A 23,198-nucleotide genomic window follows, 5' to 3' on the forward strand; every position below is an offset into this window, starting at 1 on the left:
TGAATCAGGTTAAAGCGCCCGCCTGCTCGCCAACCGATCACGCAGCGCGTTGCGGTTTCGAGGCAGTCCGAGCCGCATTCAGAAGCGGAAGATCACATTCACGCTCGGACCGCTGAAGCGCAGTGTTTGCACGAGCTGATCGCCCGAGCCGTAGAAGGCCAAATATCGATAGGTCAAGCTGAGGTCGCCCCACTTCATCGCGTAGCCTATCCCGGTCATCGCCTGCCATGTGAACGCCGACGTTCCCGCACCCACGTCGAGATAGAACGGCACGTACCAGCGGCCGTCGCCCGTGATCGACACGCGTCCCCGCACGCCCGCGAAGCCGTCGTAAATGTTCTGCACCTGCGAAATGTCGAGTTGCCGGTTCGCGCCGACGCCCGCACTCGTGGTCGACACGGCGGTCGCATCGAGCGTGCCCCTGACGCCGAGATAGCGCATCCCCACCACCGCATCGACATAGCCCCACGACTGCCGCATGACCGTGTACCCGCCACCGATCTCGACCAGCGTGCCGCGAAAGCTCGTCTCGACGTTCTGCTGCGTTTCGCGCGGCCCGAACAGGCCGTTCGCCGCATTGACCGTGCTTCCGTGGCGGCCGAAATCCAGATAGATCCCGTCAGCGAAGATGCTCCAGTCGCCCTTGCGCGCCTCGCCCTGAATCATGAAAACAAACTTGAGATTCTGCAGATAATCGTAGGGACCGGTCGACGCATCGGCGCCGCCGCCGGGCACCGAGAAGTGCATCGTCCCGTCCACGGATGGGAGCCACAGGTAGGGCGCTACGGAGAAATGCCACGCGTTGTCGGCATCGTTTTGCGGCGGCGCAGTGTCCGACGCATGGGCGAACGTCGCGACGAACGCGAGGGCGGCAAAGCATCCGCAGTATCCACGCATGAAAGGCCTCTCCTCTGCTTCCGCTCGCATGCATGAACGCGTGGCGCGTTGGCCGGGCTGCGTCAGCCGCCCCAGGAATGGGCGCTCAACGACGCCGTGTACACCGTGTACCTTGTCGCCATGTCGGCCTGCAACGCAAGCCTATATCGTGACTGCATGATGTCAAATGACGGCACCTGGACCTATCGGACTTTGGGCCTATATCACGCCGGTCACGACAGGTGGATGTAATGCGCGGATCGGCGATGCGATGAGAAGTTTCGAGGTGAGCGCGAGGCAATTTGGCGTTCGCGCTGCCGGTTGCTGGCGCAACGATCGGCACGCTACTTTCCGGCGAGATCATGCTGAAGCAGTCGTCTCCCGCAAAAGACGACTGCTGTTCCGCTAGCGCATCAGAAGCGATGCATGATGCCGACGCGATACACCATCTGGTTCACACCCGACGATGCGCCCGCCGACGCATCGACAATCTGCGCCTCGTCGAAGTCGGTGCCGGTGTGCGCGCTGACCACGTGCTGCCATGCGCCCTGAACATAAAGCGACGTGCGTTTGCTCAGGTCATAGTCGAGCATGACGCTGATCTGATGCCACTTGGGCACGTAGCTGCCGGCCGTCGAGGACAGATGCGCCATCGTGAAGGTGTAGGCCGTTCCGAGCCAGAGCGTCGGCGTGAAGAAGTACTGCGAATTCAGTTCGAAGTTGTCGAACTTCCACGCATTCCAGCTTGCGCCGTTCGAAAGGCTCGTGTTGTTCAGCCAGACATTGCCGGTCGGATCGTACACATCGACATGCGACCACGCGGCCGCGACGGCCACCTTCGGGAAGCGATAGCTCGCCGAGAGACCGATCGTCTGCTGCGATGCGCCGTCGAACAGATCGCCGGTCGGAATCGCGCCGGTCGTGGTCAGGCCCGGGTTGTTCATCTTCAGATACGAGGCTGCGGCCGTAAAGTTGCCGTTCTGATAGTTGAGCGTCGCGCCCCACATGCGGTTGTCGGCAAAACCGCCCGCCTCGTTGCTGAACCCGTACATCGCTTCGCCGGTCAGGCCACGCCATGTCGGCGAGACGTATTTGACGGCGTTATTGACGCGGTAATCCCAGTCGGCGTTGTCGTTGTCGAACGGATGGGCGGAGATATCGCCGGCCCAGTTGCCCGCTGCAGTCAGGCTGGCGAAGCCGTAGTCATCGACGCTCGTATCGTATTGCCGCCCCAGCGTGAGCGTGCCATAGCGCTCCGACGACAGTCCCACGTAGGCCTGACGCCCGAACATGCTGGAGTCCTGGCCGAGCTTGCCTGTGTTGATATTGAAACCGTTTTCCAGTTTGAAGATGGCCTTGTAGCCCCCGCCCAGATCTTCGCTGCCCTTCAGGCCCCAGCGGCTGCCCGCGGTGTCACCGCTCGACATGGCCCATGCCGAATGTCCTCCGGCATTGCTGGTGAAATTGAGACCTTCATCGATGAGGCCATACAGCGTCATGCTGCTCTGAGCGTGCGCAGCGCTCGCGAGAAGAAAAAGCGGCATCACCGCTGCTACCGACATTGCGGTCTTTTTGATTTTCATCGAAACCCTTCGAGACATATTGGATTAATGAAGATGATTGCCGGTGCACCGTCGTGGCGGTCTTGTGCGGCCCTGCTGCGCGTTGCGGCAACAGCAGAACGGGCAGTCTAGGTTTAATCAAAAGTCGCGAGAAATCAGGGATTGAAATTCTGAATTCAAGAAATCGGAATTAGCCGATGATCGGCGGCAAAGCGCGTCTGCGCGGGCCTTTCGTGTCGCGACTCACTTTTTTGGCGGCGGCGTAGTTGTTGGAATTTCGCCAAAGACGAGAGCGGTCGGACCGGGTAGTTCGCCTCATAGTTCGCTTCATTTTCATTCGGCGATCGGTCCCCGACTCTGGAATTTCCTTGGGGAGCACGCCAAATTTCTCGACGTCAAACGAGGACGCGTTAGGAGCCACAGGAAAAACGATAGAAAAAATGCTTCGCTCGCGACGCCGCTCGACGGCGCATCATGTCGGATTGTCCTTCACCACAGATGATGCTCATGTCTCACCCGCTGCCCCGCTTCGGTGTCTGGGCCCTGGTCCACGGCAGCCGCGCCGCCCTGCAAGATCCCGACGAGCCCTACGACGCGTCGTGGGCCCGCAACAAGGCCCTCGTGCTGGAGGCCGAGCGCCTCGGCTACGATTCCGTGCTGGTGGCGCAGCACACGATCAATCCGCACGATCCGCAACTCGACCAGCTCGAAGCCTGGACCGCTTCGGCCGCACTCGCGGCGCTCACGGAGCGCATCGAGATCATCGCGGCGATCAAGCCTTATCTTTACCACCCCGTCGTGCTCGCGAAGATGGCGCAGCAGATCGAACACATCAGCGGCGGCCGCTTTGCGATCAATCTCGTCAACGCATGGAACCGGCCGGAACTGGAGCGTGCCGGTATCGGTTTCGCCGAGCACGACGCGCGCTATGCCTACGGCCGCGAGTGGATCACGGTGGTCGACGCGCTGTTGCGCGGCGAGCGCACGTCGTTCGCCGGAGAACACTTCCGCATCGACGACTACGCGCTTCGCCCCGCCGACCCTTATCGCGAGCGTCCGCGCATTTACGTGGGTGGCGAATCCGAACCCGCGCGTCAGCTCGTGGCGGATAAAGGCGATGTGTGGTTCATCAACGGCCAGCCGCTCGACGACGTGCAGCGCCTCATCGGCGACGTCGGCGCCCGCGCGCGCCCCGCAGGACGCGCCGCGCTGAATTACGGACTGTCGGCCTTCGTGATCGCGCGCGACACCGATGAGCAAGCGCACGCACATCACGCGCATCTGTTCGCGCTTGCCGAGAGGGACCGTCCGCTGCGCGAGCGCCAGCAGGCGAACATCGATCCGAAAGCCGTCATGTTCCAGACCTTCGCGCAGTCAGCCCGCGTGGGTTCGAACGGCGGCACGGCGGCGCAACTCGTGGGCAGCTACGACACGGTCGCGCAACGCATCGCCGAATTCCATCGCGCAGGCGTCGAATTGTTCATGCTGCAATTCCAGCCCTTCGAGTCGGACATGCGAGCGTTCGCGCAACACGTCATTCCGCGCGTGAAGGCTCTGCTCGGCTAATTCCGTCGAAGCCGCGAGATTTCGCGGCTCAAACTCTCTCACTTTGATCAGTCATCCTATGGATATCCGCCGTCGCCGATTCGTCAATACCCTGACTGCCGCCACCTTCGGCGCCGTCGCCGTACCCACGTTCATGTCGCTCGCGCACGCGGCCGAGACACGCACATTGCGGATCGGCTACCAGAAGTTCAACACGCTCAACATTCTCAAAGGCACCGGCAATCTCGAACGCGCGCTCGAACCGCTGGGCTGGACCGTGCGCTGGTCCGAGTTCACCGCCGGGCCGCAACTGACGGAAGCGCTCAATGCGGGCGCGCTCGATTTCGGCCACGCCGCCGATACGCCGTCGGCCTTCGCCAACGCAGCGGGCGTCAACGCCGTCTATCTCGGCGCCGAGCAACCGTACCCGAAGGGCATCGGCATCTTCGTGCCGGACGGCTCGCCGATCCGTTCGATTCGCGATCTGCGAGGCAAAAAAGTGGCGATCGGGCGCGGGTGGAACGTGCAATATCTACTCGTGCGTGCGCTGAACGAAGCCGGATTGCAGTACACGGATATCCAGCCGGTCTACCTCACGAGCGCCGCCGACGTAAGCGCGACGTATCTGTCCGGCAACGTCGACGCAGCCGGTCTCTGGGACCCGTTCCTCGCGAGCCAGCAACTCGCCACGTCGCCGCGCGTGCTGCGTGACGGCACCGGGCTCTCCAATAACCGCACGTTCCATCTCGCGCGCCCGGAATTCGTGAAAGACAACCCGGATGTGATCCGCCTGTTGTTTCGCGAACTGCGCAATGCGAACACGTGGACGCAGAGCCATCCCCAGGAGACGGCCCGACTTCTCGCGCCGCAACTGGGCGTACCGCCCGCGGTACTCGAACTGTCGACGGAACGCCGCCATTACACGACCGTCGCCGTGACGCCCGACATCGTCAAGGAGCAGCAGGACATCGTCGATACGTTCCATGGCCTCGGGCTCATCAAGGAACGCGTCGATGTGGCGCGCTTCGTGTATCCGCAGGTCTTCGTCTGAAATCAATCGGAAAATTGCCCGGCGTAAGACGCTTTTCGCAAGCGTCGTAGCCGGGATTGGCGCCGATCATCCGGCTCGCCGCACGCCGGACCGAGGTTCAGGGCGCCAGCGCCGCTTGAGCGCCAGCGCCCTGACCCAAAGGCTAGCGCCGCGACACGAGCCGCCTCACCACCGCCACCAGCGCATCGACTTCGTCGCAGGTGTTGTAGAACGCAAGCGACGGACGCACGCTCGCTTCGAGACCGAAGCGCCGCAAGATCGGCTGCGCGCAATGATGGCCCGCGCGCACGGCGATGCCTTCCTCGCTGAGCGCCTGCCCGACTTCCGCCGTCGTATAGCCCTTCAGCACGAACGACAGCACGCTCGCCTTGTCGCGCGCCGTGCCCACGAGCCGCACGCCGGGTACGGGCGCGAGCACACTCGTCGCGTAAGCCAGCAGATCGTGCTCGTAGCGCGCGATGTTCTCGATGCCGATGCGGTTCACGTAATCGAGCGCCGCGCCCAGCCCCACCGCGTCCGCGATGTTGCCGGTGCCCGCCTCGAAACGTGCGGGCGGGCCATGAAACACCGTGCGCTCGAAGGTCACGTCCTCGATCATGTTGCCGCCGCCCTGCCAGGGCGGCATGTCGTCGAGCACCTCGCGCTTGCCGTACACCACGCCGATGCCCGTCGGCCCATAGATCTTGTGGCCCGAGAACACGAAGAAGTCCGCGTCGAGCGCCTGCACGTCCACACGCATGTGCGAGATCGATTGCGCGCCGTCCACGAGCGCCTTCGCCCCCGCGCGATGCGCCAGCTCGACGATCTCGCGCACCGGAACCACGGTCCCCAGCGCGTTCGATACCTGGGTAACCGAAACAATTTTCGTGCGATCGTTGAGCAGCTTTCGGTACTCGTCGAGCAGCACCTGGCCCGAATCGTCGACGGGAATCACGCGCAGACGCGCGCCCTTCTGCGCGGCCAGTTGCTGCCACGGCACGATGTTCGCGTGATGTTCGAGATGCGACACGATGATCTCGTCGCCCTCGCCCACGTTCTGCGCGCCCCAGCTTTTGGCGACGAGATTGATCGCCTCGGTGGTGCCGCGCACGAACACGATTTCATCCGGCGACGACGCGTTGATGAAGCGTTGCACCGTCTTGCGCGCGTGCTCGTAGGCGTCGGTCGCGCGCGCCGCCAATGCATGCGCGGCGCGGTGGATGTTCGAGTTCTCGTGCGCATAGAAATACGCGAGCCGGTCGATCACGGCCTGCGGCTTGTGCGTCGTCGCCGCGTTGTCGAACCAGATCAGCGGCTTGCCGTTCACGCGCTCCTGCAAGATCGGAAAGTCGCGGCGCACGGCGTTCACGTCGAACAGCGGATGCGCCGACGATTTCAACCCGTGCGGCACGGCCGCCTCGCGATCGTCGATGAAATAGCGCGCGTTTGTGCCGGGTACGCCCGCGTCGCGCTGCTCAAAGCTGACGAGATCGCGCAACGTGTCGTCGCCGGGCAGGCCGAACGCTTGCGGCGAGGCCAGGCCGTGCGCGGGCACGCCGATGTCCTGCGCCTGCCCCTGCCAGCCGTTCTGCGCGCCGTGCAAAAAGTAGAACGGCGACGGACTCGCCGGCACCGGCGCGGCGCTCGCGGCATCGTGCGCCTGCGGCACGCCGAGCAGCGCGCCGCCCGCGCGCGGTTCGAGCGCGGGCGCAATCGAAACGGCCTGGTCCGGCAGCCCGTTTGCAGCGGCGGCATGCGGGGCGAGCGCGGGCGCGCGATTGCCGAGCGAGAGCACGTGAGTTGGCGCGGACGGCGCGAGGTTCAGGCCCGCGACCTTGCCTTGCGGCGGTGCGAAGCCGGGCACGCCGGTGCCCGTGCCGCCCGGCCCCGCCAGGGGCGAACCGGCCGGCGCGGGATTGCAGACCGAGGCCAGGATCGGCGCGGCAGCCGGCAGCGCCGACGGCACGCCGCCCACCGCGCCACTGCCTGCGGAAACGCCGGGCGTCGCCACGCCGGGCGTCGCTACGCCGGGCGTCGCTCCACCCGGCAGCGAACTGAAGAACTCGTTGGCGAGCCGCGCCAGCGTCGCCGGATCCGGCAAACCACCCGGCAGCGGCGGATGCGCGATCGCCGCGGGATTAACGGTAGGTGTCGGGGTAGTCATGGAACTTGGCGATCTCCACATCATCGAGGACGGCCAGCGCATCAGGAGAATGCACCGCGAGCGAGCAGTACAACGAGATCAGATACGAAGCGATCGCCTGATTGTTGATGCCCATGAAGCGGACCGACAGCCCCGGCCCTTGCTCGCCCGCCACGCCCGGCTGGTAGAGACCCACCACGCCCTGGCGCTTGTCGCCCACGCGCAGCAGCAGGATCTTGGTCTTGCCGTCGGCGACCGGCACCTTGTCCGAGGGAATCAGCGGAATGCCGCGCCACGTGAGGAACTGCGAGCCGAACAGGCTGACCGTCGGCGGCGGCACGCCGCGTCGCGTGCATTCGCGCCCGAACGCGGCAATCGCGAGCGGATGCGTGAGAAAGAACGCGGGCTCCTTCCACACCTTCGTCAGCAGTTCGTCGAGATCGTCGGGCGTCGGCGCGCCGGTCAGCGGGAAAATGCGCTGTTCTTCTTCGACATTGGCGAGCAGGCCGTAGTCGGGATTGTTGATCAGCTGGCTCTCCTGCAACTCCTTGATCGTCTCGATCGTGAGGCGCAACTGCTCCTTGATCTGATCGTGCGGACTGCTATAGAGATCCGAAATACGCGTATGCACGTCGAGCACCGTGCTCACCGCGTTCAGGAAATACTCGCGCGGCTGCTCCTCGTAAGGCACGAAGGTCGTCGGCAAGGTACCTTCGTCTTCGCGCGCGGTGCAGGCCGCGCGCACCGCTTCGGGATCCTTGACGCGATTCAGGCGATAAATGCCCGCCTCGACCGGCACCCATTGCAGCAGATGCGTGAGCCAGCGTGGCGTGATCGTGGAAAGCTGCGGGACAGTCTTGGTGGCGTTCGCCAATTGACGCGCGGCGTTATCGCCGAGCGCCGTCTGACTGCTCAAAGTCGTGGACATGGACAAGGGCTCCGGTTGCTTAGAACAAAAAACACATTGCTTATGACGAGTGGCGATTATGAAAAACCGTTTTGCGCGCTTCAACCGGCTATAGGCGTCAACGCGCAGCGCGGATGCGATCGCGCACGCGCAAGGTCAAACAATCAGGTGGGAGAGAAACAGACTCAGGGGCGCAAGCCGCCTGCCGCGCGCGCGAGTTCGCCCGAGACGAGCAAGGCCGATCCGGCCAGCAGTTCGGCCACGCCCACGCCGAACGCGAGCGCGAGCTTCTCGACAGTGACGATCGACGCAATCACGGTCCCGCGTTCGATCTCGCCGACGTAAGTGCGATTCAGGCCCGCGTGTTCGGCGAGGCGTTCCTGCGACCAGGCGTGCGCCTCGCGCAGGCGCCGCACCGTCGCGCCGAAGTCGTGAACGATGGCGCTCATGAAGGCACACCCGCGCGCAAATCCGCCGATGTGGCCGATGCCGCCGATGCCGCCGACGCCGCCGATGCGCGCGTCTCATGACGCGTCACCGCCTGCGTGACGTGCGAAAACGGCGGCACGCTCTCGGTGAGCCAGACGTTGCCGCCGATCACCGCGCCGCGCCCGAGCGTGACGCGGCCCAGAATGGTCGCGCCCGCATAGATCACGACATCGTCCTCGACGATCGGATGACGCGCGAGTCCTTTTTCGAGGTTGCCCGCCGCGTCGCGCGGAAAGCGTTTCGCGCCGAGCGTGACGGCCTGATACACGCGCACGCGCTCGCCAATCACGGCCGTTTCGCCGATCACCACGCCGGTGCCGTGGTCGATGAAGAACGCGCTGCCGATCTGCGCGCCCGGATGAATGTCGATGCCGGTCGCCGCGTGCGCGAGTTCGGAAATGATGCGCGCGAGCAGCGGCAGGCCGAGCCGGTAAAGCTCGTGCGCGAAGCGGTGATGAATGATCGCGAGCACGCCCGGATAGCAGAGCAGCACTTCGTCCACGCTGCCCGCCGCCGGATCGCCCGTGTAAGCCGCGAGCACGTCGCTGTCGAGCAGCGTGCGGATCTCGGGCAGACGCCGCGCGAACGCCTGCACCGCCGCCGCCGCGCGCGCGTCGATGTCGGCGGAGAGATCGGCATCGGCGCGCCGCGCCTTGTAGCGCAGTTCGAGCCGCGCCTGCGCGAGCAAGCCGTGCAGCGCCGCATCGAGCGCGTGGCCCACGTAGAAGTTTTCGCTTTCCTGACGCAGATCGGGCGGACCGAGCCGCATCGGGAACAACACGCCCTTGAGCGTTTCGACGACCTGCGCGAGCGCCTCGCGCGCGGGCAGGTCGCGGCCGCCCGGTTCCAGCGCGCGGCGCTGGCGCTCGCGCCACTGCTGCCTGACGGCCTGAAGCGCGTCGACGATTTCAGTCACATGAAATGCGGTCACGCCGGGTTCCTCTCTCTGATGGTTCGGGATGTGGCGCGCGGGATCGAATCCGATCTGCGATCAGTCCTGCACCCACGGCAAGCCGCGGAAACGCCAGCCATTGCGCTGACCTCGGTGGCGCGTCTCGTCGAGATCGCCTTCGAAGCCCTCGCTCACATTGAAAACGTGCGCAAAGTCCGCTTTCGCCGCCGCCTCGGCTGCCTGCGCCGAGCGGTTGCCGCTGCGGCACAACAGCACGATCGCGGCGGACTTGCCCGTCTTCGCTTCCAGCTCGCGCACGAAGCGCGGATTGCGTGTGAGGCTCGTGCCCGTCGCCCACGGCACATGCAGCGTGTCGGGCACGTGTCCGACGAATTTGCGCTCCTCCGCCGTGCGCACATCGACGATCACCGCCTCGCCCGCGCCGTGCAGCGCCCACGCCTGCTGCGGCGTCACGCTGCCCGCGTAGGCCAGCCCCGCCGATTGCGCGGCGGCGCGCGCCGCTTCGAGATCCGCGTGCAGCGGCTTTTCATGCAACTCCACCGTCATGTGTGCCTCCATGAGAACAGCGGCAGCGTGCCGGCCATCCCGGCCGCTGCCGTCTATAGACGTCTGGATTCCACTATGCGAGCAAAGTGCAGGGCGCCCAACCAATAAAAGCTGCTATCCAAATACGCGCGCCGACGCTGGCGTGCACGCGATTGATTCCACGATTGATTCCACGATCGATTCCACGATTAATTCCACGATTGATCCGAGGATTGATTCGGTACTTAAACGCGCGAACGGTCACGAACGATCGGCGAAAGCAGCGACCCTTTCCACGAATACCGCGCAACGGTCGGCGGGCTGGGTCAGGCGGTCGTGACGCAGACACAAGCGGCTCTCGCCGACACTCGCGCCATACGCCGAGCCAAACGAAGCCAGCCCCGCGATGCGCGCTTCGAGCAACGCGCGGTCGTCGGCCCAATGCACGCAGCGTGCGCATCCCACGCATTGCGCGCCACGCGAGCGAGCCTCCGCCGCGTTGCCGTTCGTCGTGCGAGCAGGCGCGTTCATTGCCCGAGCGCGAGCCAGTAAGGCGCGAACACATGCACCGACAGCACGTAGCCGATCACCACGTTCACCGCGACGCCCGCCGTGAACGCCGCCAGCGGTTTGAGTCCAGTTGAGGAAAGCGCCGCGAAACGCGTTGTCAGGCCGATGCTGAGAAAGCAGAACGTAAACGCCCAGGTGCGCAAGGCGACGATCGGTGCGACGAACGCAGGCGTCACCACGCTGCGATAGTCGGCCAGTGTGTAGTGCGAAGCGATCCAGGTGACCAGTGCCGAAGCAATCACGAAGCCGATCACGAATTTCGGAAAGCGCGTCCAGATTTCCTTCGCGCGCGTGTGCGTCTGCACGTCGGCGCCCGCCTCGCGGTCCCAGCGCGTCGCGGCGACGATGGCGAGCACGAAGGCCCAGATGCCGATCCAGATGTCGCGGCCCACCACCTTCATCAGCACGAAGGCCTGTAGCGATGCGTCGGGCGCACCGGCCACCGCGCCGGTGGCGTGACGCGCGAAATCGCCATACGCCTGCGCCGCCGCGATGCCCGCCGCATCCGCGAATTCGGATGTGCCGATCCACGCACCGGCGACGCCCGTGGGCAGACCGAACGCCCGCGAGAGCGCAGGCAGCGCGAACACCATGACGATCGCCCAGACCACCACCAGCGAGATCGCCACCGAGGCCTGCTCGCGCCGTGCGCGCACGGCGCCCGCGATAGCGATGGCCGCCGATACGCCGCACACCGCGCCGCCCACGCCGAGCACCGCCGCGAAGCGCTGCTCGATCTTCAAGGCGCGCGCCACGCCGTAAATCACGAAGAAGGTCGCGAGCGACACGACGGTCGCCTGACCGATGGCCACGGGGCCGGCCCACACGATCAGCGTGAGCGGCAGCGTTGCGCCGAGCAGCACGATGCCGACCTTGATGTAGAACTCCACACGCAACGCAGGCACGAGCCACGCGGGCAGCTTGAACAGATTGGAGACGATCAGGCCGAGCGCCAGCGCGATCAGCGGCGGCTCGAAGTTGTAGCGGCTCGCCTCGCTCCAGGCGCCGAGCGCGAAGATCGCCGCCGAGACGACGAACACCACCGCGAAGCCCGCCACGAATTGCAGGACCGGGAAACCCAGTGCTGCAATCGCCACGGAAAACACCACGGCGAAGGCCGCGAACAGCGCCAGATACGCACCCGCGTGCGCGCCCAGATCGCGTCCAAGCACGCCGAGTTCAGACCAGCGCGCGGGCGCGACGGCGAGCGCCTTGATGCTGCCGCCCGAAGCGAACAGCAGGTACGCCACGACGATGGCGAACAGGCCTACCGCCACGGCCCACCAATCCTCGGTTCCGAACGGCTTGCGCCGCTCCTGCACCGCCGCGGCGCTCGCGGCCGCCTCCTTGCTCGCGCTCCCGGCAATCGACGTCTGACTCATGCATGACCCCTGTCTGGTTTGTACGCTATCGGCGCTGGATTTCCACTCGTTCTACGCGAGTGCTGATGGCTAGCCGAGTATAGAAAGCGTGCACACCGCGCTCCAATAACGGATTGGCAATTCGATATCGCACGATTGCTGCAATCGATATGGCGGGACGTGTGGGTAATGCGTCGAAAAAAACGGCACGCCGTTTTCTATAACGAAGTCTTCGCGCTCTGCTCGAAGAGAGTCATCCAGTTTTATTGAGCGATTGCTGTATGTTTTGCTCCGCGCGAGGCGCACGCTTATGCCGGACTGGAGCATGACGGTGCGGTGAATGCGTCGTTCAACGACTCTCTGCCGTTCACAGGTTGGGGCGACCGGTTATCTCAAGTGCGCGTGGCGACGCCAACGCCATCACCCTTTCGAACCGTGATAACGATATCGCCATTTACTGGTTGGGGACGCTACGGTGCGCCCGTATGATCGCCGCTCGGAGGTAACGAGACGATGATCCGCATTCTTGATGGCGGCCTGGGCCGCGAACTCTTGCGCATGGGCGCGCCGTTCAAACAACCCGAATGGTCTGCGCTGGCGCTGATCGAAGCGCCCCACTACGTGCGCGCCGCCCACGACGCGTTCGTGCGCGCGGGCGCCGATGTCGTGACGACCAACTCCTACGCGGTCGTGCCGTTCCATATCGGCGAAGAACGCTTCGCCCAGCATGGGCTCGAACTCGCCGACCGCGCGGGCCGGCTCGCGCGCGAATCAGCCGCCGATAGCGCGCGCGCCGTGCAGGTCGCGGGATCGCTGCCGCCGCTGTTCGGCTCCTACCGCCCCGATCTGTTCGACGCCGAACGCGCCGCGCCGCTGCTCGATACGCTCATCCGCGGGCTCGCGCCGCACGTCGATCTGTGGCTCGGCGAAACGCTGGGCTCGACCGCCGAAGCGCGCGCGATCCGCACCGCGCTGGGCGAAGACGCGCGGCCGCTCTGGCTCTCGTTCACGCTCGACGATGCGGACGACGTGCCCGCGATTGCCGCGGGCCACGCACCCGCGCGCCTGCGCTCGGGCGAAAGCGTGAGCGCAGCGGTCGAAGCCGCGCGCGCGTTGAACGCCCAGGCACTGCTGTTCAATTGCAGCCAGGCCGAGATCATGAAATCCGCCGTGCTCGAAGCGCGCGAACATGCGGGCGCGGCACTCGCGCTCGGCGTCTACGCCAATGCGTTCGAACCCGAGCGTCAGCGCAGCGCCGCAAACGCAGGATTGAGCGCACTGCGCGCCGATCTCGAACCCGACGGCTACCTCGCCTTCGCACGCGAATGGGCCGCTGCGGGCGCATCGCTGATCGGCGGCTGCTGCGGTATCGGGCCCGAGCATATCGAACGCCTGGCCGAAGCGCTGCGCGAAGCTGCGTAGTTGTGTAATCGCTTGATCGCGTAGTAGCCCATCAACAAGCACGTCATAAAGCCGCGATGCGCGCGCCACGCGCGTTCGCTGGCCCGGCTCCTTCACCTCTCTTTTCCCCGCTTATGTCGAACGATACGGATACGTCCGCACCGGCCGCTTCACGCCGCCGCTTCCTGCAACTGACCGGCGGCAGCCTCGCCGCGGGCGCGGCCGCCGCGCTGCTGCCCTTGAGCGCGCGCGCAGCCAACACGCCCAAACGCGGCGGACATCTGATCCTCGGCATCGATACGGCGTCGAGCACCGACCGCATCGACCCGGCGTTCTACTTCGAGGAGTACATGTACAACGTCGGCCGGCAGATCTTCAATACGCTGACCGATCTCAACGACGACGGCACGCTGCGCCCCGGCCTCGCGACCAGTTGGGAAAGCCGCCAGGGCGCGACGGTGTGGGTGTTCAAGCTGCGCCAGGGCGTGCAGTTCCACAACGGCAAGACGCTCGAACCCGCCGACGTCATCTACTCGCTGAATCATCATCGCGCGAAGGACTCGCAATCCGCCGCGAAAAGCTATCTCGATCCGGTACGCGAAATCGCCGCGACCGGGCCGAACGAGCTCACGTTCCGCCTCGCCACGCCGAACGTCGATTTCCCGTGGCTGCTCGGCGACGTTCACTTCGGCATTACGCCGGCAGGCGCGGATTTCGACAAGGGCATCGGCACGGGCGCGTTCGTGCTCGAACGTTTCCAGCCCGGCGTGCGCACACTCACGCGTCGGAATCCTGACTATTGGGACGCGTCGCGCGGTTTCGTCGACTCGGTCGAGACCGTCGCCTACAACGACAGCGCCGCGCGCGTGGCCGCGCTGCTGAGCGGCTCCGTGCATCTGATCAATCGTGTCGAGCCGCGCGTGACAAAGCGCCTCGAAACTGCGCCGAACATCGTCATCCATCGCGCGCGCGACACGCAGAACATTCTGTTCCCGATGCTCGCCGATACCGCGCCGTACACCAGCAACGATCTGCGCACGGCGCTGAAGTACGCGATCGACCGCGAGCAATTGCGCAACTCGCTGCTGAGCGGCTATGGCTCGGTCTCGAACGACAATCCGCTGTTCCCGTCGAACCGTTTCTATACGGCTGACATTCCGAAGCACAGCTACGATCCCGACAAGGCGAGCTTTTACTGGAAGAAAGCGGGCGTGAGCCAGCCGATCGTGCTCACGGCGGCGGACGGCGCGACCTTCAACGGCGCGGTGTCGGCGGCCGAGCTCTATCAGGCGTCGGCGACGCGTGCGGGCATTCCGTTTCACGTCAACCGCGTGCCCGCCGACGGCTACTGGACCCAGGTGTGGATGAAGCAGCCGTTCTGCGCGTCGTCGTGGGCGAACCGCTCGACCGCCGACGCGTATCTCTCGATGGTCTGCGTGTCGGACGCGCCGTGGAACGAGTCGAAGTGGAAGAACCCCAAGTTCGATCAGCTGGTCGCGCAGGCGCGCGCGCAATCCGACGAGACGCGCCGCCGCCAGCTCTATCACGACATCCAGGTGCTGTACGCCGAACAGGGCGCGTCGGTGATTCCGCTGTACGCCGATTCGCTGCGGGCCTCGCGCGCCAATCTGCGCGGCTATGTCGACATTCCGGGCGAAGTCGGCTCGCGCGCCGCCGAGCGGGTATGGTTCGCGAGTTGAACGCGCGCGCAGCGCCCGCCGTGCGCGTCTGGCAACGGGCCTGGCAGCGCACGCGGCCCATGACGGCCTTCGTGCTGCGCCGCCTCGCGCACGCCGCGCTCACGCTGTTCGCGACGGCCACGCTGATCTTCGCCGCGACGAGCCTCCTGCCCGGCAACATCGCCGCGACGATACTCGGCCAGAGCGCGACGCCTTCAGCGGTGCAGTCGCTCGAACACGAACTGGCGCTCGACCGGCCGCTCGCTCAACGATACGGCGACTGGCTCGGCGCGCTGCTGCACGGCGACGCCGGCAAGAGCTTCACCACGCGCACGCCCGTGATGCAAAGCGTGCTGCCCCGTCTCGCCAACACCCTGCTGCTCGCGGGCGCGGCCGCCGCCATCGCGTTGCCGCTCGCGCTCGCGGCGGGCATTGCGGCGGCGCTCAACCCCGGCAGCCTCGTCGATCGCGTCGTGCTCACGCTGATGCGCGTGTCCGTGGCGCTGCCCGAATTCTTCACCGGCTATCTGCTGATCCTGCTGTTCGCGGTCGCGCACGCGTGGCTGCCGAGCAGCGCGGCGAACTTCGGCGCCGACGGCTCCGCGCGCGACAATCTCGCCGCCCTCGCGCTGCCCTGCGCGACGCTCGCGCTCGCCGTGATCGGCCATATGGCGAGCATGATCCGCGCCGCGCTGATCGACGTGCTGGCGCAGCCCTACATCGAAATGGCGCGGCTCAAGGGACTCGGCGCCGCGCGCATCGTCTGGCGCCACGCGCTGCCTTGCGCAATCGCGCCGATCGCCAACATCGTCGCGCTCAATCTCGCGTGGCTGACGGTGGGCGCGGTCGTGGTCGAGACGATCTTCGTCTGGCCCGGCCTCGGCCAGTACATGGTCGACAGCGTCTCGAAGCGCGACATTCCCGCTGTGCAGGCCTGCGGCGTGGTGTTCGCCGCGATCTACACCGGGCTGAATCTCGCCGCCGATCTCGTCGCCATGCTTTTCGATCCCCGTCTGAGACCGACTCGATGACTACGCCCACCGACGCCGCCTCCGCGCGCCACGTCACCGCCGCACGACTGCGCGGACCACGGCGACCGTGGCTCGCGCTCGCCTTTCTGCTCGCGTGCGCGGCGATCTGCGTCGCCGCCCCGCTGCTCGCGCCCCACGCCGTCGACGACGTGATCGGCGGCAACTGGGAACCGCCCTCGCGCCTCGCCTGGCTCGGCACCGACAATCTGGGCCGCGACATGCTCTCGCGCCTGCTCTGGAGCACGCGCACGACGCTCACGCTCGCGCTGCTCTCCGTGCTGCTCGCGGCGCTCACAGGCGGCGCGGCGGGGCTCGTTGCGGGTTTGCGCGGCGGCTGGATCGACAGCGTGCTGGCCCGCCTGAACGACGTGCTGATGTCGATCCCCGCGCTGGTCTTCGCGCTGATCGCGCTGTCCGTCGTCACGCCGGGCGCGCTGACGCTGTGCATCGTCGTCGGCCTGCTCGAAGGCATGCGGCTCTTTCGCGTAACGCGCGCGCTCGCGGCCAGCGTGAGCCCGCTCGATTACGTCGATGTCGCGCGGCTGCGCGGCGACCGGCTGGCGACGATCATCGTGCGTGAAGTGCTGCCGAACATCGCCACGCCGCTCGTCGCCGAACTCGGCTTGCGGCTCGTGTTCGCCGTGCTGCTGATCGCCACGCTGTCGTTTCTCGGCCTCGGGCTGCCGCCGCCTGCGACGGACTGGGGCAGTCTCGCGAAAGACAACAAGGACGGCGTGCTGTTCGGCGTGTCGGCCGCGCTGTTTCCCGGCCTGTTGATTGCCGCGTTCAGCCTGAGCGTGAACCGCGTGCTCGAATGGAGGACGCGCCGTGGCGGATGAAATCGTACTGCGCGTCGACAATTTGTCGGTGCATGGCGACGCGCACAGTACCACCGTGCTCGACGACGTCTCGCTCACATTGCGGCGCGGCGAAACGCTCGGCGTGATCGGCGAGTCCGGCGCTGGGAAGACCACGCTCGGTCTCGCGCTGCTCGGCCATCTGCGCGACGGACTCACGCGCGGCGCGGGCCGCGTGCTGCTCGGCGAAACCGACGTGCTCGCCCTGCGCCCGCGCGAACTCGCCGCGCTGCGCGGCGTACGCGTGGCCTATGTGGCGCAGTCGGCGGCGGCTTTCAATCCGGCGGCGCGCCTGATCGATCAAGTCGTGGAGATCGCCGTCGCGCGTGGCCTGCTTTCCAGGCGCGCCGCGCGCGAGCGCGCCGTGGCCTTGTTCGCGCAACTCGGCCTTCCCGACCCCGAGCACTTCGGCGAGCGTTACCCGCACGAAGCCTCGGGCGGACAACTGCAACGGGCGATGACCGCGATGGCCTTGTGCGCGTCGCCCGATATCGTGGTCTTCGACGAGCCGACCGCCGCGCTCGACGCCGACGCGCGCGCACGCGTGCTCGGCCTGATCCGCGAAACGCTGGCCGCGAACGGCACGGCAGCGGTGTTCATCAGCCACGACCTGCCGTCGATCGGACGCGTGTCCGACGCGTTGCTCGTGCTGCGTCACGGCCGCGTGATCGAGTCGGGCCGCGCCGAGCAGGTGCTCGCCGCGCCGCGCGACGCCTATACGCGCGCGCTCCTCGACGCTCAGCGCGCCGGACGCGACGACAAGCCCCTTCACGCCGACGACGGCGCTGCGTCCACACCACATGACACGCACGCGCCGCTGTTCGAAGCCCGCCACATCGACGCGCGATATCCGAACGGCCGCGTGGCCTTGCGCAATGTGTCGATCGCGCTGCACGCGGGCCGTACATTGGCGGTCGTGGGGCCGTCGGGTTCCGGCAAGTCGACGCTCGCGCGCATCGTCACCGGCTTGCTCGCGCCGTCCACGGGTGCGCTGCGCCTGAACGGCGCGCCGCTCGCACCGGCGCTGCGCCAGCGCGACCGCGAGACCTTGCGCGCCATCCAGTTGGTGCACCAGATTCCCGATCTCGCGCTCAATCCCGCGCAGCGGATCGGCGAGACCATCGGACACGCGCTCGCACTCGCGGGCGTGCCGTCCCGCGCGGCGCGTGACGCCGAAACCGCCGCGCTGCTCGAACAGGTCGGGCTGGACGCGAGTCATGCGCGGCGTTATCCGCGTGAGTTGTCGGGCGGGCAGAAACAGCGTGTCTGCATCGCGCGCGCATTGGCCGCGCGCCCCGCGCTGCTGGTCTGCGACGAGCCGACCTCGGCGCTCGATCCGCTCGTGGGCGCGAAGCTGCTCGAACTGCTGGCGCGGCTGCAGCGCGAACGCCGCTTCGCCATGCTGCTGATCACGCACGACAGCGCGACGCTGCACGCGCTCGCGCATGACGTGCTGCATCTGCGTGAAGGCGCGCCCGTGGGTGAGCAGGCGCGCTATGTCGCGCACGATGCGCTCCCAGTCGGCGCGCCGATCTGAACGCGTCTGATCGGCTCCGGTCACGCGTTACTCGCCGGCCCGCGCGCGATGCAAACGGGCCGGGCTCAGCACCTCGGGCGCAACCCCGCCAACCCTCAACCAACTCAACGCGACGCGTTGACCGTCAGTCCCGGGTGTCGCTTGCGCGTCTGCATCACGGCGGCCACGAGCAGCGCGCCCAGCACGAGTCCGCCCGCCACCACATACAGCGCGACGTCGGTGCGGCCCGTCATCTGCTTGAGCGAGCCGATCATGTACGGCGAGACAAAGCCCGCGAGATTGCCGATCGAGTTGATCATCGCGATGCCGGCGGCAGCCGTCACGCCGCTGAGGAACGAGGTCGGCACGGCCCAGAACAGCGAGGGAATCGACAGCACGCCCATGTTGGCGACGCACAGCGCGACAATGCCGAGCACCGGCTCGCTCTGCCACACCACGCTCAGCACGAAGCCCACCGCCGCCATCGAAAACGCCACGATCAAATGCCATTTGCGCTCGCGGAAGCGGTCGGCGCTGTAGCCGAACGCCAGCATGCAGACGATCGCGCAAAGACCCGGCACGGCATTCAGCAGGCCAATGGCGAGCGCGTCCTTCGCGCCCATGCGCTGAATGAGCGTCGGCATCCAGAAGCTGATCGCGTACAGCCCGACGTTGTAGAGAAAGTAGATCGCGACGAGCGCCCACACATAGCCATTCGCGAGCAGCCCGCCGAAACCGTGCGCCACCTTCGCGCGGTCTTCGGCGGCCATCGCGTCGCTGAGCCAGTTCTTCTCGTCGTCGCTCAGCCAGTTGACGGTGCGAATCTGTTCGCTCATGCGCATGAAGATGTACACGCCGAGCACGATGGTCGGCACGCCTTCACAGAGAATCAGCCATTGCCAGCCGCTCAGCCCGCCGAGCCCGGAGAAGAATTCGAGAATCGAGCCGGAAATCAGCCCGCCGATCACGCCCGACGACGCCAGCGCGATATAGAACGTGCCCCAGGCGCGTCCGCGCCGCGCGGCGGGAAACCACTGCGACATGTAGTAGATCGCGCCCGGAATGAAACCCGCTTCAGCGAGACCGAGCAGGAAGCGCATGACGTAAAACTGCATCGGCGTGCGCACGAATATGGTCGCGCACGACAGCAGGCCCCACGTAATCATGATGCGCGAGATCCAGCGTCGCGCGCCTACGCGATGCAGGATGACATTGCTCGGTATTTCCAGCAGAAAGTAGCCGACGAAGAAAATGCCCGCCCCGAAGCCATAAACGGCGTCGCTGAATTGCAGCTCGTTCGCCATCTGCAATTTCGCGAAGCCGACATTCACGCGGTTCAAATAGGAAAAGAAAAAGCCGAGCATCAGCACCGGCAAGATGCGTAACGACACTTTGCGAAACAGGGCGTTTTCGTCGATGGACATGCTTGTCTCCTGATATATATTTTTTGCGCGCAGCGCGTGCGCGACTTGATCGAGCGTTGCTCGTGCGCCGCTCGCGCATTGCCTTATCAACCGACGCGATAAAAGCGCTGCGCCGTGCCCGCGAACAGCGCGCGCAACTCGCTTTCGGTGGCGTGGGGCAAAGCGCCGATCACATCGGCCACGATCTCGGTGAAGCTCGCCGAGAGATTGCCCACCGGCAGATTGCTCGCGAACATCGACCGCTCGAAACCGAACAGATCCACGGCCTCGCGAATCACGCGGCGGTTGCTCGCGCTGTCCCACGTCCCGTTCGGCAGACCTAGTTCGGAAACCTTAATAAATACGTTGGGGCAATCCGCCAGCGCCTGCATGCCGCGCCGCCAGATCGCCACGCCCGCGTCCGAGCGGTCGAGCGGCAGACCCAGATGGTTCGTCACGATGGGCGTATTCGGAAACGCGCGCGCGACTTCGGCGGCTTCTTCCAGATGCCAGTACGGCACGCGCAAATCCCACGAAAAACCGAAGCGTTCGAGCATGGCGAGACCGCGCAGCCACGCCTCGTCCTGCATCGTGCCGGGCTGGCCGCGCACCGACTCGCCGGGACCCGACGAGATTTCCGGCTTCGAGCGCACGCCGCGCGCGAGCGGGCTTTTCGCGTGCCCCGCGAGGACCGCTTCGCAGTCGGGCTGCACAAAGAACACATGACCGACGATGGCGCTCGGCAAGCCCGTTGCCGCGTTCAGGCGCGTGAGAAATTCAGTTTCCTGCACCTGCTCGCTGCGCGAGCGTTCGGCTTCCACATGCACGGTGCCGATCACGTCGAAGCCCGCCGTCGCCGCGCGATATTGCGGCGGCAGGAAGTTCTGGCACATGCGGCGGTAGTCGCCGAGGAAGAAGTGCTCGTCGTAGTCGTCGGTGAGCCACGGGAAATGGCCGTCGTCGAGATCCCAGAAGTGATGGTGCGCGTCGAAGATCGGCAGATCGAAACCGAGCGCGTTGGCCGGTGCGTTGCCGCTTGCCGTGGAAGTCATCGTGAAGTCCTTGCAGAAGGATTCGACAGGTCGACGGGCCGGTACACCCGCGTCGCCGTGTCGTGAAAAAAGGCGCGCTGCTCCGCGGCGCTCCACGCCGACACCAGCGTTTTAAAGCCGTCGATGAGCGCGTCGAGCGAGAGAAACAGGCCGTCGACGGGAAAATTGCTGCCGAACATGAGCCGTTGCGCGCCGAACAGTTCGCGCAGCGTGCCCAGCACTTCGCGGTTCGCTTCCACGCTCCACGGCTGGCCGGCTTCGCACAGACCGGACACCTTCACGGCGGTGTTCGGCCGCGCCGCGAGCGGCGCGAGCGCTTCGCGCCATCCGTGCAGCGTGCTGGCCGAGCGGTCGCCGGGCACGCCCGCGTGATTGACGATCAGCAGCGTGTCGGGAAAATCGCGTGCGAGCGCCGCCGCTTCGCGCAGGTGATGCCACGGCGTTTGCAGTTCGAAATGCAGGCCGTATTGCGCGAGTTGCGCGTAGCCGTCGCGCCAGCGGCCGTTCGACATCAGCGTGTTGCCCGACGAGGCGTGCGCGTGGGCGGGTTTGTGGCGCACGCTGCGCACGAGTTCGAAGTGGCTTTGCGCGGCCAGCACCTCGCCGACATCGGCGGCGTCGAGCCAGGCCTGCGCCGCCATCGCGTTCGGCAAACCGTGCTCGCGCGCGAGCGCCGTGACGAAGCGCGTTTCGTCGAGCGGCGTGGCCGGGTCCCATTCCGCTTCCACGTAGACGGTGGCGGCCACGTCGTGGCCGGCCGCGTCGCGGCGGTAGTCGGCGGGCAGATAGTCGCGCTTGATGGCGTCGTAATCGCCGTAACGATGCGGCACGCGCACGCCCGGCGCGAGCCACGGATGATGTCGCCCCGCGAGCGCCCAGAAGTGCTGGTGCGCGTCGACGATGGGGCCGTCGTACTTCGTGTTCATGTGCGTTCCGCCGTGTGCGTTGCGGCGCTTGCTGCGCTCGCGCTGCCTGTATGGCCTGCATGGCTCGCAACCGGCTTCGCGCCGAAGTCGATCAGCAGCGAGCCAATCAAATAGGTCAGCGCGCTCGCCGCGAGAAACAGCAGCGCCATGTGATAACCGCCCGTCATCTGCACGATCACGCCGACCACGATCGGCACCGCGATCGCCCCGCCCGTGCCCGCGAAGTTCATCACGCCGCCCACCAGGCCGACTTGCTCGCGCGGCGCGAGCATCGCGGGAATCAGCCAGTAAAGGCCGCCCCACAAGTGGAAAAACACGCCGATCGAGAGCACGGCTACGGCAAGGCGCACGTCCTCGACGAACGGCAGCGCGACGAGGCACAGCAGCGACATGCCGCCCGACACGCCGAACAGCAGTTTCATCGCCCGCGCGCGCGGCATCACGCGTTGCAGCCAGTCGGCGATCGCGCCCGAGAAAATTTCGCCCAGCGCGCCCGCGAGAAAGATCGCGAACGTGGCGATGCCCATGCTGCGGATATCGAGTCCGCGTCCCGCCGAGAGATAGTTAGGACCCCAAGTGACCAGACCGAAGAACACCGTGGCCCAGCCGATGCGCCCGATCACCATGGCGGCGAGCGTGCCGCGCGAGAGCGGTGCGCGTGCGGCGCCACCTGGCATTTCGCCGGCCACGCGTTTGGCTTCGCGAATCTCGTGCGCTTCCGCGGCGTCGAGGCGCGCGTGCTGTTCGGGCGTTTCGCGCAGCATCAGATACACGGCGACGCCGAGCACCACGGTCGAAATGCCGACCACGATGAACGCGGTGCGCCACGAGCCCGACGCGCCAATCAGCGCGCTGATGACGAGCCCGCCCACCGCCGATCCGAGCGGCGCGCCGCTGTCGATCAGCGTGAGACCGCGCGCGCGTTCGCCGGGCGGCAGCCACGCGGCGGCGAGTTTGGTCGCGGAAGGCATGTAGGGCGCTTCGAACACGCCGAGGCCGATACGCGTGAGCAGCAGCATCACGCCGTTGATCGCGAATCCGGCGACGCACTGGAAGCCGCCCCACAGCACCGCGGCGATGCCGATCATGCGGCGCGCGCCGAAGCGGTCGGCGGCCCAGCCCGCGGGAATCTGGAACGTGCTGTAGGTCCAGAAGAACGAGGAAAGCACGAGACCTTGCATCGCCGGACTCAGCGCGAATTCGTGCACGATCGACGGCATGCCCACCGAGAGCGACATGCGGTCGATGCAGTTCACCGTGTAGAGCGCGAACAGCATCAGGATCATGCGCCAGCGCGTGGTGGCGAGCAGCGCGCGCAGCGAGCGCGGCTTGCCCTGCGCCGGCTGAAGCGCATGGGGCGCGTTGGGCGCATGGGGCACGTCGGGCGAATGAGCGTCGGTATCGGTTTGCAT

At 66.3% G+C, this 23,198-nt stretch carries 20 protein-coding genes; 7 read left to right on the plus strand and 13 right to left on the minus strand.

Features of this window, described 5'->3' with window-relative positions; translation table 11 throughout:
- Positions 1–78: 78 nt before the first annotated feature.
- Positions 79–897 (minus strand): hypothetical protein, encoded by an 819-nt coding sequence (locus tag LDO54_RS08980; protein WP_224009333.1) that lies wholly within the window; start codon positions 895–897, stop codon positions 79–81.
- A 392-nt stretch (positions 898–1,289) separates the two neighbouring features.
- The gene (locus LDO54_RS08985) at positions 1,290–2,420 is read right to left on the minus strand and encodes a porin (protein ID WP_224009335.1); all 1,131 of its coding nucleotides are present in this window, start codon (positions 2,418–2,420) and stop codon (positions 1,290–1,292) included.
- 525 nt (positions 2,421–2,945) lie between these two features.
- Between LDO54_RS08985 and LDO54_RS08990 the strand changes: the two genes are divergently transcribed.
- Both LDO54_RS08990 and LDO54_RS08995 read left to right on the plus strand, forming a co-directional pair.
- Positions 2,946–4,004, plus strand: coding sequence for an LLM class flavin-dependent oxidoreductase (locus LDO54_RS08990; protein ID WP_224009337.1), 1,059 nt, complete (start codon positions 2,946–2,948; stop codon positions 4,002–4,004).
- A gap of 58 nt (positions 4,005–4,062) precedes the next feature.
- Positions 4,063–5,034: a sulfonate ABC transporter substrate-binding protein gene (locus LDO54_RS08995; RefSeq protein WP_224009339.1), complete on the plus strand. Its 972-nt coding sequence runs from the start codon at positions 4,063–4,065 to the stop codon at positions 5,032–5,034.
- Positions 5,035–5,176: 142 nt separating this feature from the next.
- On the opposite strand, the gene LDO54_RS09000 is transcribed toward LDO54_RS08995, so the two are convergent.
- The 7 genes from LDO54_RS09000 to LDO54_RS09030 form a co-directional block, all read right to left on the minus strand.
- Positions 5,177–7,177 (minus strand): family 2A encapsulin nanocompartment cargo protein cysteine desulfurase, encoded by a 2,001-nt coding sequence (locus tag LDO54_RS09000; RefSeq protein WP_224009341.1) that lies wholly within the window; start codon positions 7,175–7,177, stop codon positions 5,177–5,179.
- Positions 7,152–8,084: a family 2A encapsulin nanocompartment shell protein gene (locus LDO54_RS09005; protein ID WP_224009343.1), complete on the minus strand. Its 933-nt coding sequence runs from the start codon at positions 8,082–8,084 to the stop codon at positions 7,152–7,154. The genes LDO54_RS09000 and LDO54_RS09005 overlap by 26 nt, the downstream gene beginning before the upstream one ends.
- 164 nt (positions 8,085–8,248) lie before the next feature.
- Positions 8,249–8,512 (minus strand): helix-turn-helix domain-containing protein, encoded by a 264-nt coding sequence (locus tag LDO54_RS09010; protein WP_224009345.1) that lies wholly within the window; start codon positions 8,510–8,512, stop codon positions 8,249–8,251.
- Positions 8,509–9,483, minus strand: coding sequence for a serine O-acetyltransferase EpsC (gene epsC / locus LDO54_RS09015; RefSeq protein ID WP_224009347.1), 975 nt, complete (start codon positions 9,481–9,483; stop codon positions 8,509–8,511). Before epsC ends, LDO54_RS09010 begins: the two co-directional genes overlap by 4 nt.
- A 60-nt stretch (positions 9,484–9,543) precedes the next feature.
- Positions 9,544–10,011, minus strand: coding sequence for a rhodanese-like domain-containing protein (locus LDO54_RS09020; RefSeq protein ID WP_224009349.1), 468 nt, complete (start codon positions 10,009–10,011; stop codon positions 9,544–9,546).
- A 240-nt stretch (positions 10,012–10,251) separates the two neighbouring features.
- The gene (locus LDO54_RS09025) at positions 10,252–10,521 is read right to left on the minus strand and encodes a hypothetical protein (RefSeq protein WP_224009351.1); all 270 of its coding nucleotides are present in this window, start codon (positions 10,519–10,521) and stop codon (positions 10,252–10,254) included.
- Positions 10,518–11,942, minus strand: a complete 1,425-nt coding sequence (locus LDO54_RS09030) for a YeiH family protein (protein ID WP_224009353.1) — start codon at positions 11,940–11,942, stop codon at positions 10,518–10,520. The genes LDO54_RS09025 and LDO54_RS09030 overlap by 4 nt, the downstream gene beginning before the upstream one ends.
- A gap of 492 nt (positions 11,943–12,434) precedes the next feature.
- On the opposite strand from LDO54_RS09030, the gene LDO54_RS09035 reads away from it, so the two are divergent.
- From LDO54_RS09035 to LDO54_RS09055, 5 genes are all read left to right on the plus strand, one after another.
- On the plus strand, positions 12,435–13,343 hold the full coding sequence (locus LDO54_RS09035; RefSeq protein WP_224009354.1) for a homocysteine S-methyltransferase family protein: 909 nt from the start codon (positions 12,435–12,437) through the stop codon (positions 13,341–13,343).
- A gap of 113 nt (positions 13,344–13,456) precedes the next feature.
- Positions 13,457–15,022 carry an ABC transporter substrate-binding protein gene (locus LDO54_RS09040; protein ID WP_224009356.1) on the plus strand — a complete coding sequence of 522 codons (1,566 nt, stop codon included), beginning with the start codon at positions 13,457–13,459 and terminating at the stop codon, positions 15,020–15,022.
- On the plus strand, positions 15,007–16,032 hold the full coding sequence (locus tag LDO54_RS09045) for an ABC transporter permease (protein WP_224009358.1): 1,026 nt from the start codon (positions 15,007–15,009) through the stop codon (positions 16,030–16,032). Before LDO54_RS09040 ends, LDO54_RS09045 begins: the two co-directional genes overlap by 16 nt.
- Positions 16,029–16,871 carry an ABC transporter permease gene (locus LDO54_RS09050; RefSeq protein WP_224009360.1) on the plus strand — a complete coding sequence of 281 codons (843 nt, stop codon included), beginning with the start codon at positions 16,029–16,031 and terminating at the stop codon, positions 16,869–16,871. The genes LDO54_RS09045 and LDO54_RS09050 overlap by 4 nt, the downstream gene beginning before the upstream one ends.
- On the plus strand, positions 16,861–18,426 hold the full coding sequence (locus LDO54_RS09055; RefSeq protein ID WP_224009362.1) for an ABC transporter ATP-binding protein: 1,566 nt from the start codon (positions 16,861–16,863) through the stop codon (positions 18,424–18,426). Before LDO54_RS09050 ends, LDO54_RS09055 begins: the two co-directional genes overlap by 11 nt.
- Positions 18,427–18,530: 104 nt before the next feature.
- On the opposite strand, the gene LDO54_RS09060 is transcribed toward LDO54_RS09055, so the two are convergent.
- The 4 genes from LDO54_RS09060 to LDO54_RS09075 form a co-directional block, all read right to left on the minus strand.
- Complete coding sequence (locus tag LDO54_RS09060; RefSeq protein ID WP_224009364.1) at positions 18,531–19,829, minus strand: MFS transporter; 1,299 nt, start codon at positions 19,827–19,829, stop codon at positions 18,531–18,533.
- Between the two features lie 86 nt (positions 19,830–19,915).
- The gene (locus LDO54_RS09065) at positions 19,916–20,860 is read right to left on the minus strand and encodes an amidohydrolase family protein (protein ID WP_224009366.1); all 945 of its coding nucleotides are present in this window, start codon (positions 20,858–20,860) and stop codon (positions 19,916–19,918) included.
- Positions 20,857–21,786, minus strand: coding sequence for an amidohydrolase family protein (locus LDO54_RS09070; RefSeq protein WP_224009368.1), 930 nt, complete (start codon positions 21,784–21,786; stop codon positions 20,857–20,859). The genes LDO54_RS09065 and LDO54_RS09070 overlap by 4 nt, the downstream gene beginning before the upstream one ends.
- Positions 21,783–23,198, minus strand: a complete 1,416-nt coding sequence (locus LDO54_RS09075; protein WP_224009370.1) for an MFS transporter — start codon at positions 23,196–23,198, stop codon at positions 21,783–21,785. The genes LDO54_RS09070 and LDO54_RS09075 overlap by 4 nt, the downstream gene beginning before the upstream one ends.

The organism is Paraburkholderia tropica (assembly GCF_914484835.1).
Taxonomy (GTDB): Bacteria; Pseudomonadota; Gammaproteobacteria; order Burkholderiales; family Burkholderiaceae; genus Paraburkholderia; species Paraburkholderia tropica_A.

What these genes read in the sequence shown, in the direction of transcription:
- LDO54_RS09025 (WP_224009351.1), bottom strand. Translation starts at nt 10,521, where the DNA reads ATGAACGCGCCTGCTCGCACGACGAACGGCAACGCGGCGGAGGCTCGC.
- LDO54_RS09010 (WP_224009345.1), bottom strand. Translation starts at nt 8,512, where the DNA reads ATGAGCGCCATCGTTCACGACTTCGGCGCGACGGTGCGGCGCCTGCGC.
- LDO54_RS09075 (WP_224009370.1), bottom strand. Translation starts at nt 23,198, where the DNA reads ATGCAAACCGATACCGACGCTCATTCGCCCGACGTGCCCCATGCGCCC.
- LDO54_RS09035 (WP_224009354.1), top strand. Translation starts at nt 12,435, where the DNA reads ATGATCCGCATTCTTGATGGCGGCCTGGGCCGCGAACTCTTGCGCATG.
- LDO54_RS09060 (WP_224009364.1), bottom strand. Translation starts at nt 19,829, where the DNA reads ATGTCCATCGACGAAAACGCCCTGTTTCGCAAAGTGTCGTTACGCATC.
- LDO54_RS09045 (WP_224009358.1), top strand. Translation starts at nt 15,007, where the DNA reads ATGGTTCGCGAGTTGAACGCGCGCGCAGCGCCCGCCGTGCGCGTCTGG.
- LDO54_RS09050 (WP_224009360.1), top strand. Translation starts at nt 16,029, where the DNA reads ATGACTACGCCCACCGACGCCGCCTCCGCGCGCCACGTCACCGCCGCA.
- LDO54_RS08980 (WP_224009333.1), bottom strand. Translation starts at nt 897, where the DNA reads ATGCGTGGATACTGCGGATGCTTTGCCGCCCTCGCGTTCGTCGCGACG.
- LDO54_RS09040 (WP_224009356.1), top strand. Translation starts at nt 13,457, where the DNA reads ATGTCGAACGATACGGATACGTCCGCACCGGCCGCTTCACGCCGCCGC.
- LDO54_RS09065 (WP_224009366.1), bottom strand. Translation starts at nt 20,860, where the DNA reads ATGACTTCCACGGCAAGCGGCAACGCACCGGCCAACGCGCTCGGTTTC.
- LDO54_RS08995 (WP_224009339.1), top strand. Translation starts at nt 4,063, where the DNA reads ATGGATATCCGCCGTCGCCGATTCGTCAATACCCTGACTGCCGCCACC.
- LDO54_RS09005 (WP_224009343.1), bottom strand. Translation starts at nt 8,084, where the DNA reads ATGTCCACGACTTTGAGCAGTCAGACGGCGCTCGGCGATAACGCCGCG.
- LDO54_RS08990 (WP_224009337.1), top strand. Translation starts at nt 2,946, where the DNA reads ATGTCTCACCCGCTGCCCCGCTTCGGTGTCTGGGCCCTGGTCCACGGC.
- LDO54_RS08985 (WP_224009335.1), bottom strand. Translation starts at nt 2,420, where the DNA reads ATGCCGCTTTTTCTTCTCGCGAGCGCTGCGCACGCTCAGAGCAGCATG.
- LDO54_RS09020 (WP_224009349.1), bottom strand. Translation starts at nt 10,011, where the DNA reads ATGACGGTGGAGTTGCATGAAAAGCCGCTGCACGCGGATCTCGAAGCG.
- LDO54_RS09070 (WP_224009368.1), bottom strand. Translation starts at nt 21,786, where the DNA reads ATGAACACGAAGTACGACGGCCCCATCGTCGACGCGCACCAGCACTTC.
- LDO54_RS09030 (WP_224009353.1), bottom strand. Translation starts at nt 11,942, where the DNA reads ATGAGTCAGACGTCGATTGCCGGGAGCGCGAGCAAGGAGGCGGCCGCG.
- LDO54_RS09000 (WP_224009341.1), bottom strand. Translation starts at nt 7,177, where the DNA reads ATGACTACCCCGACACCTACCGTTAATCCCGCGGCGATCGCGCATCCG.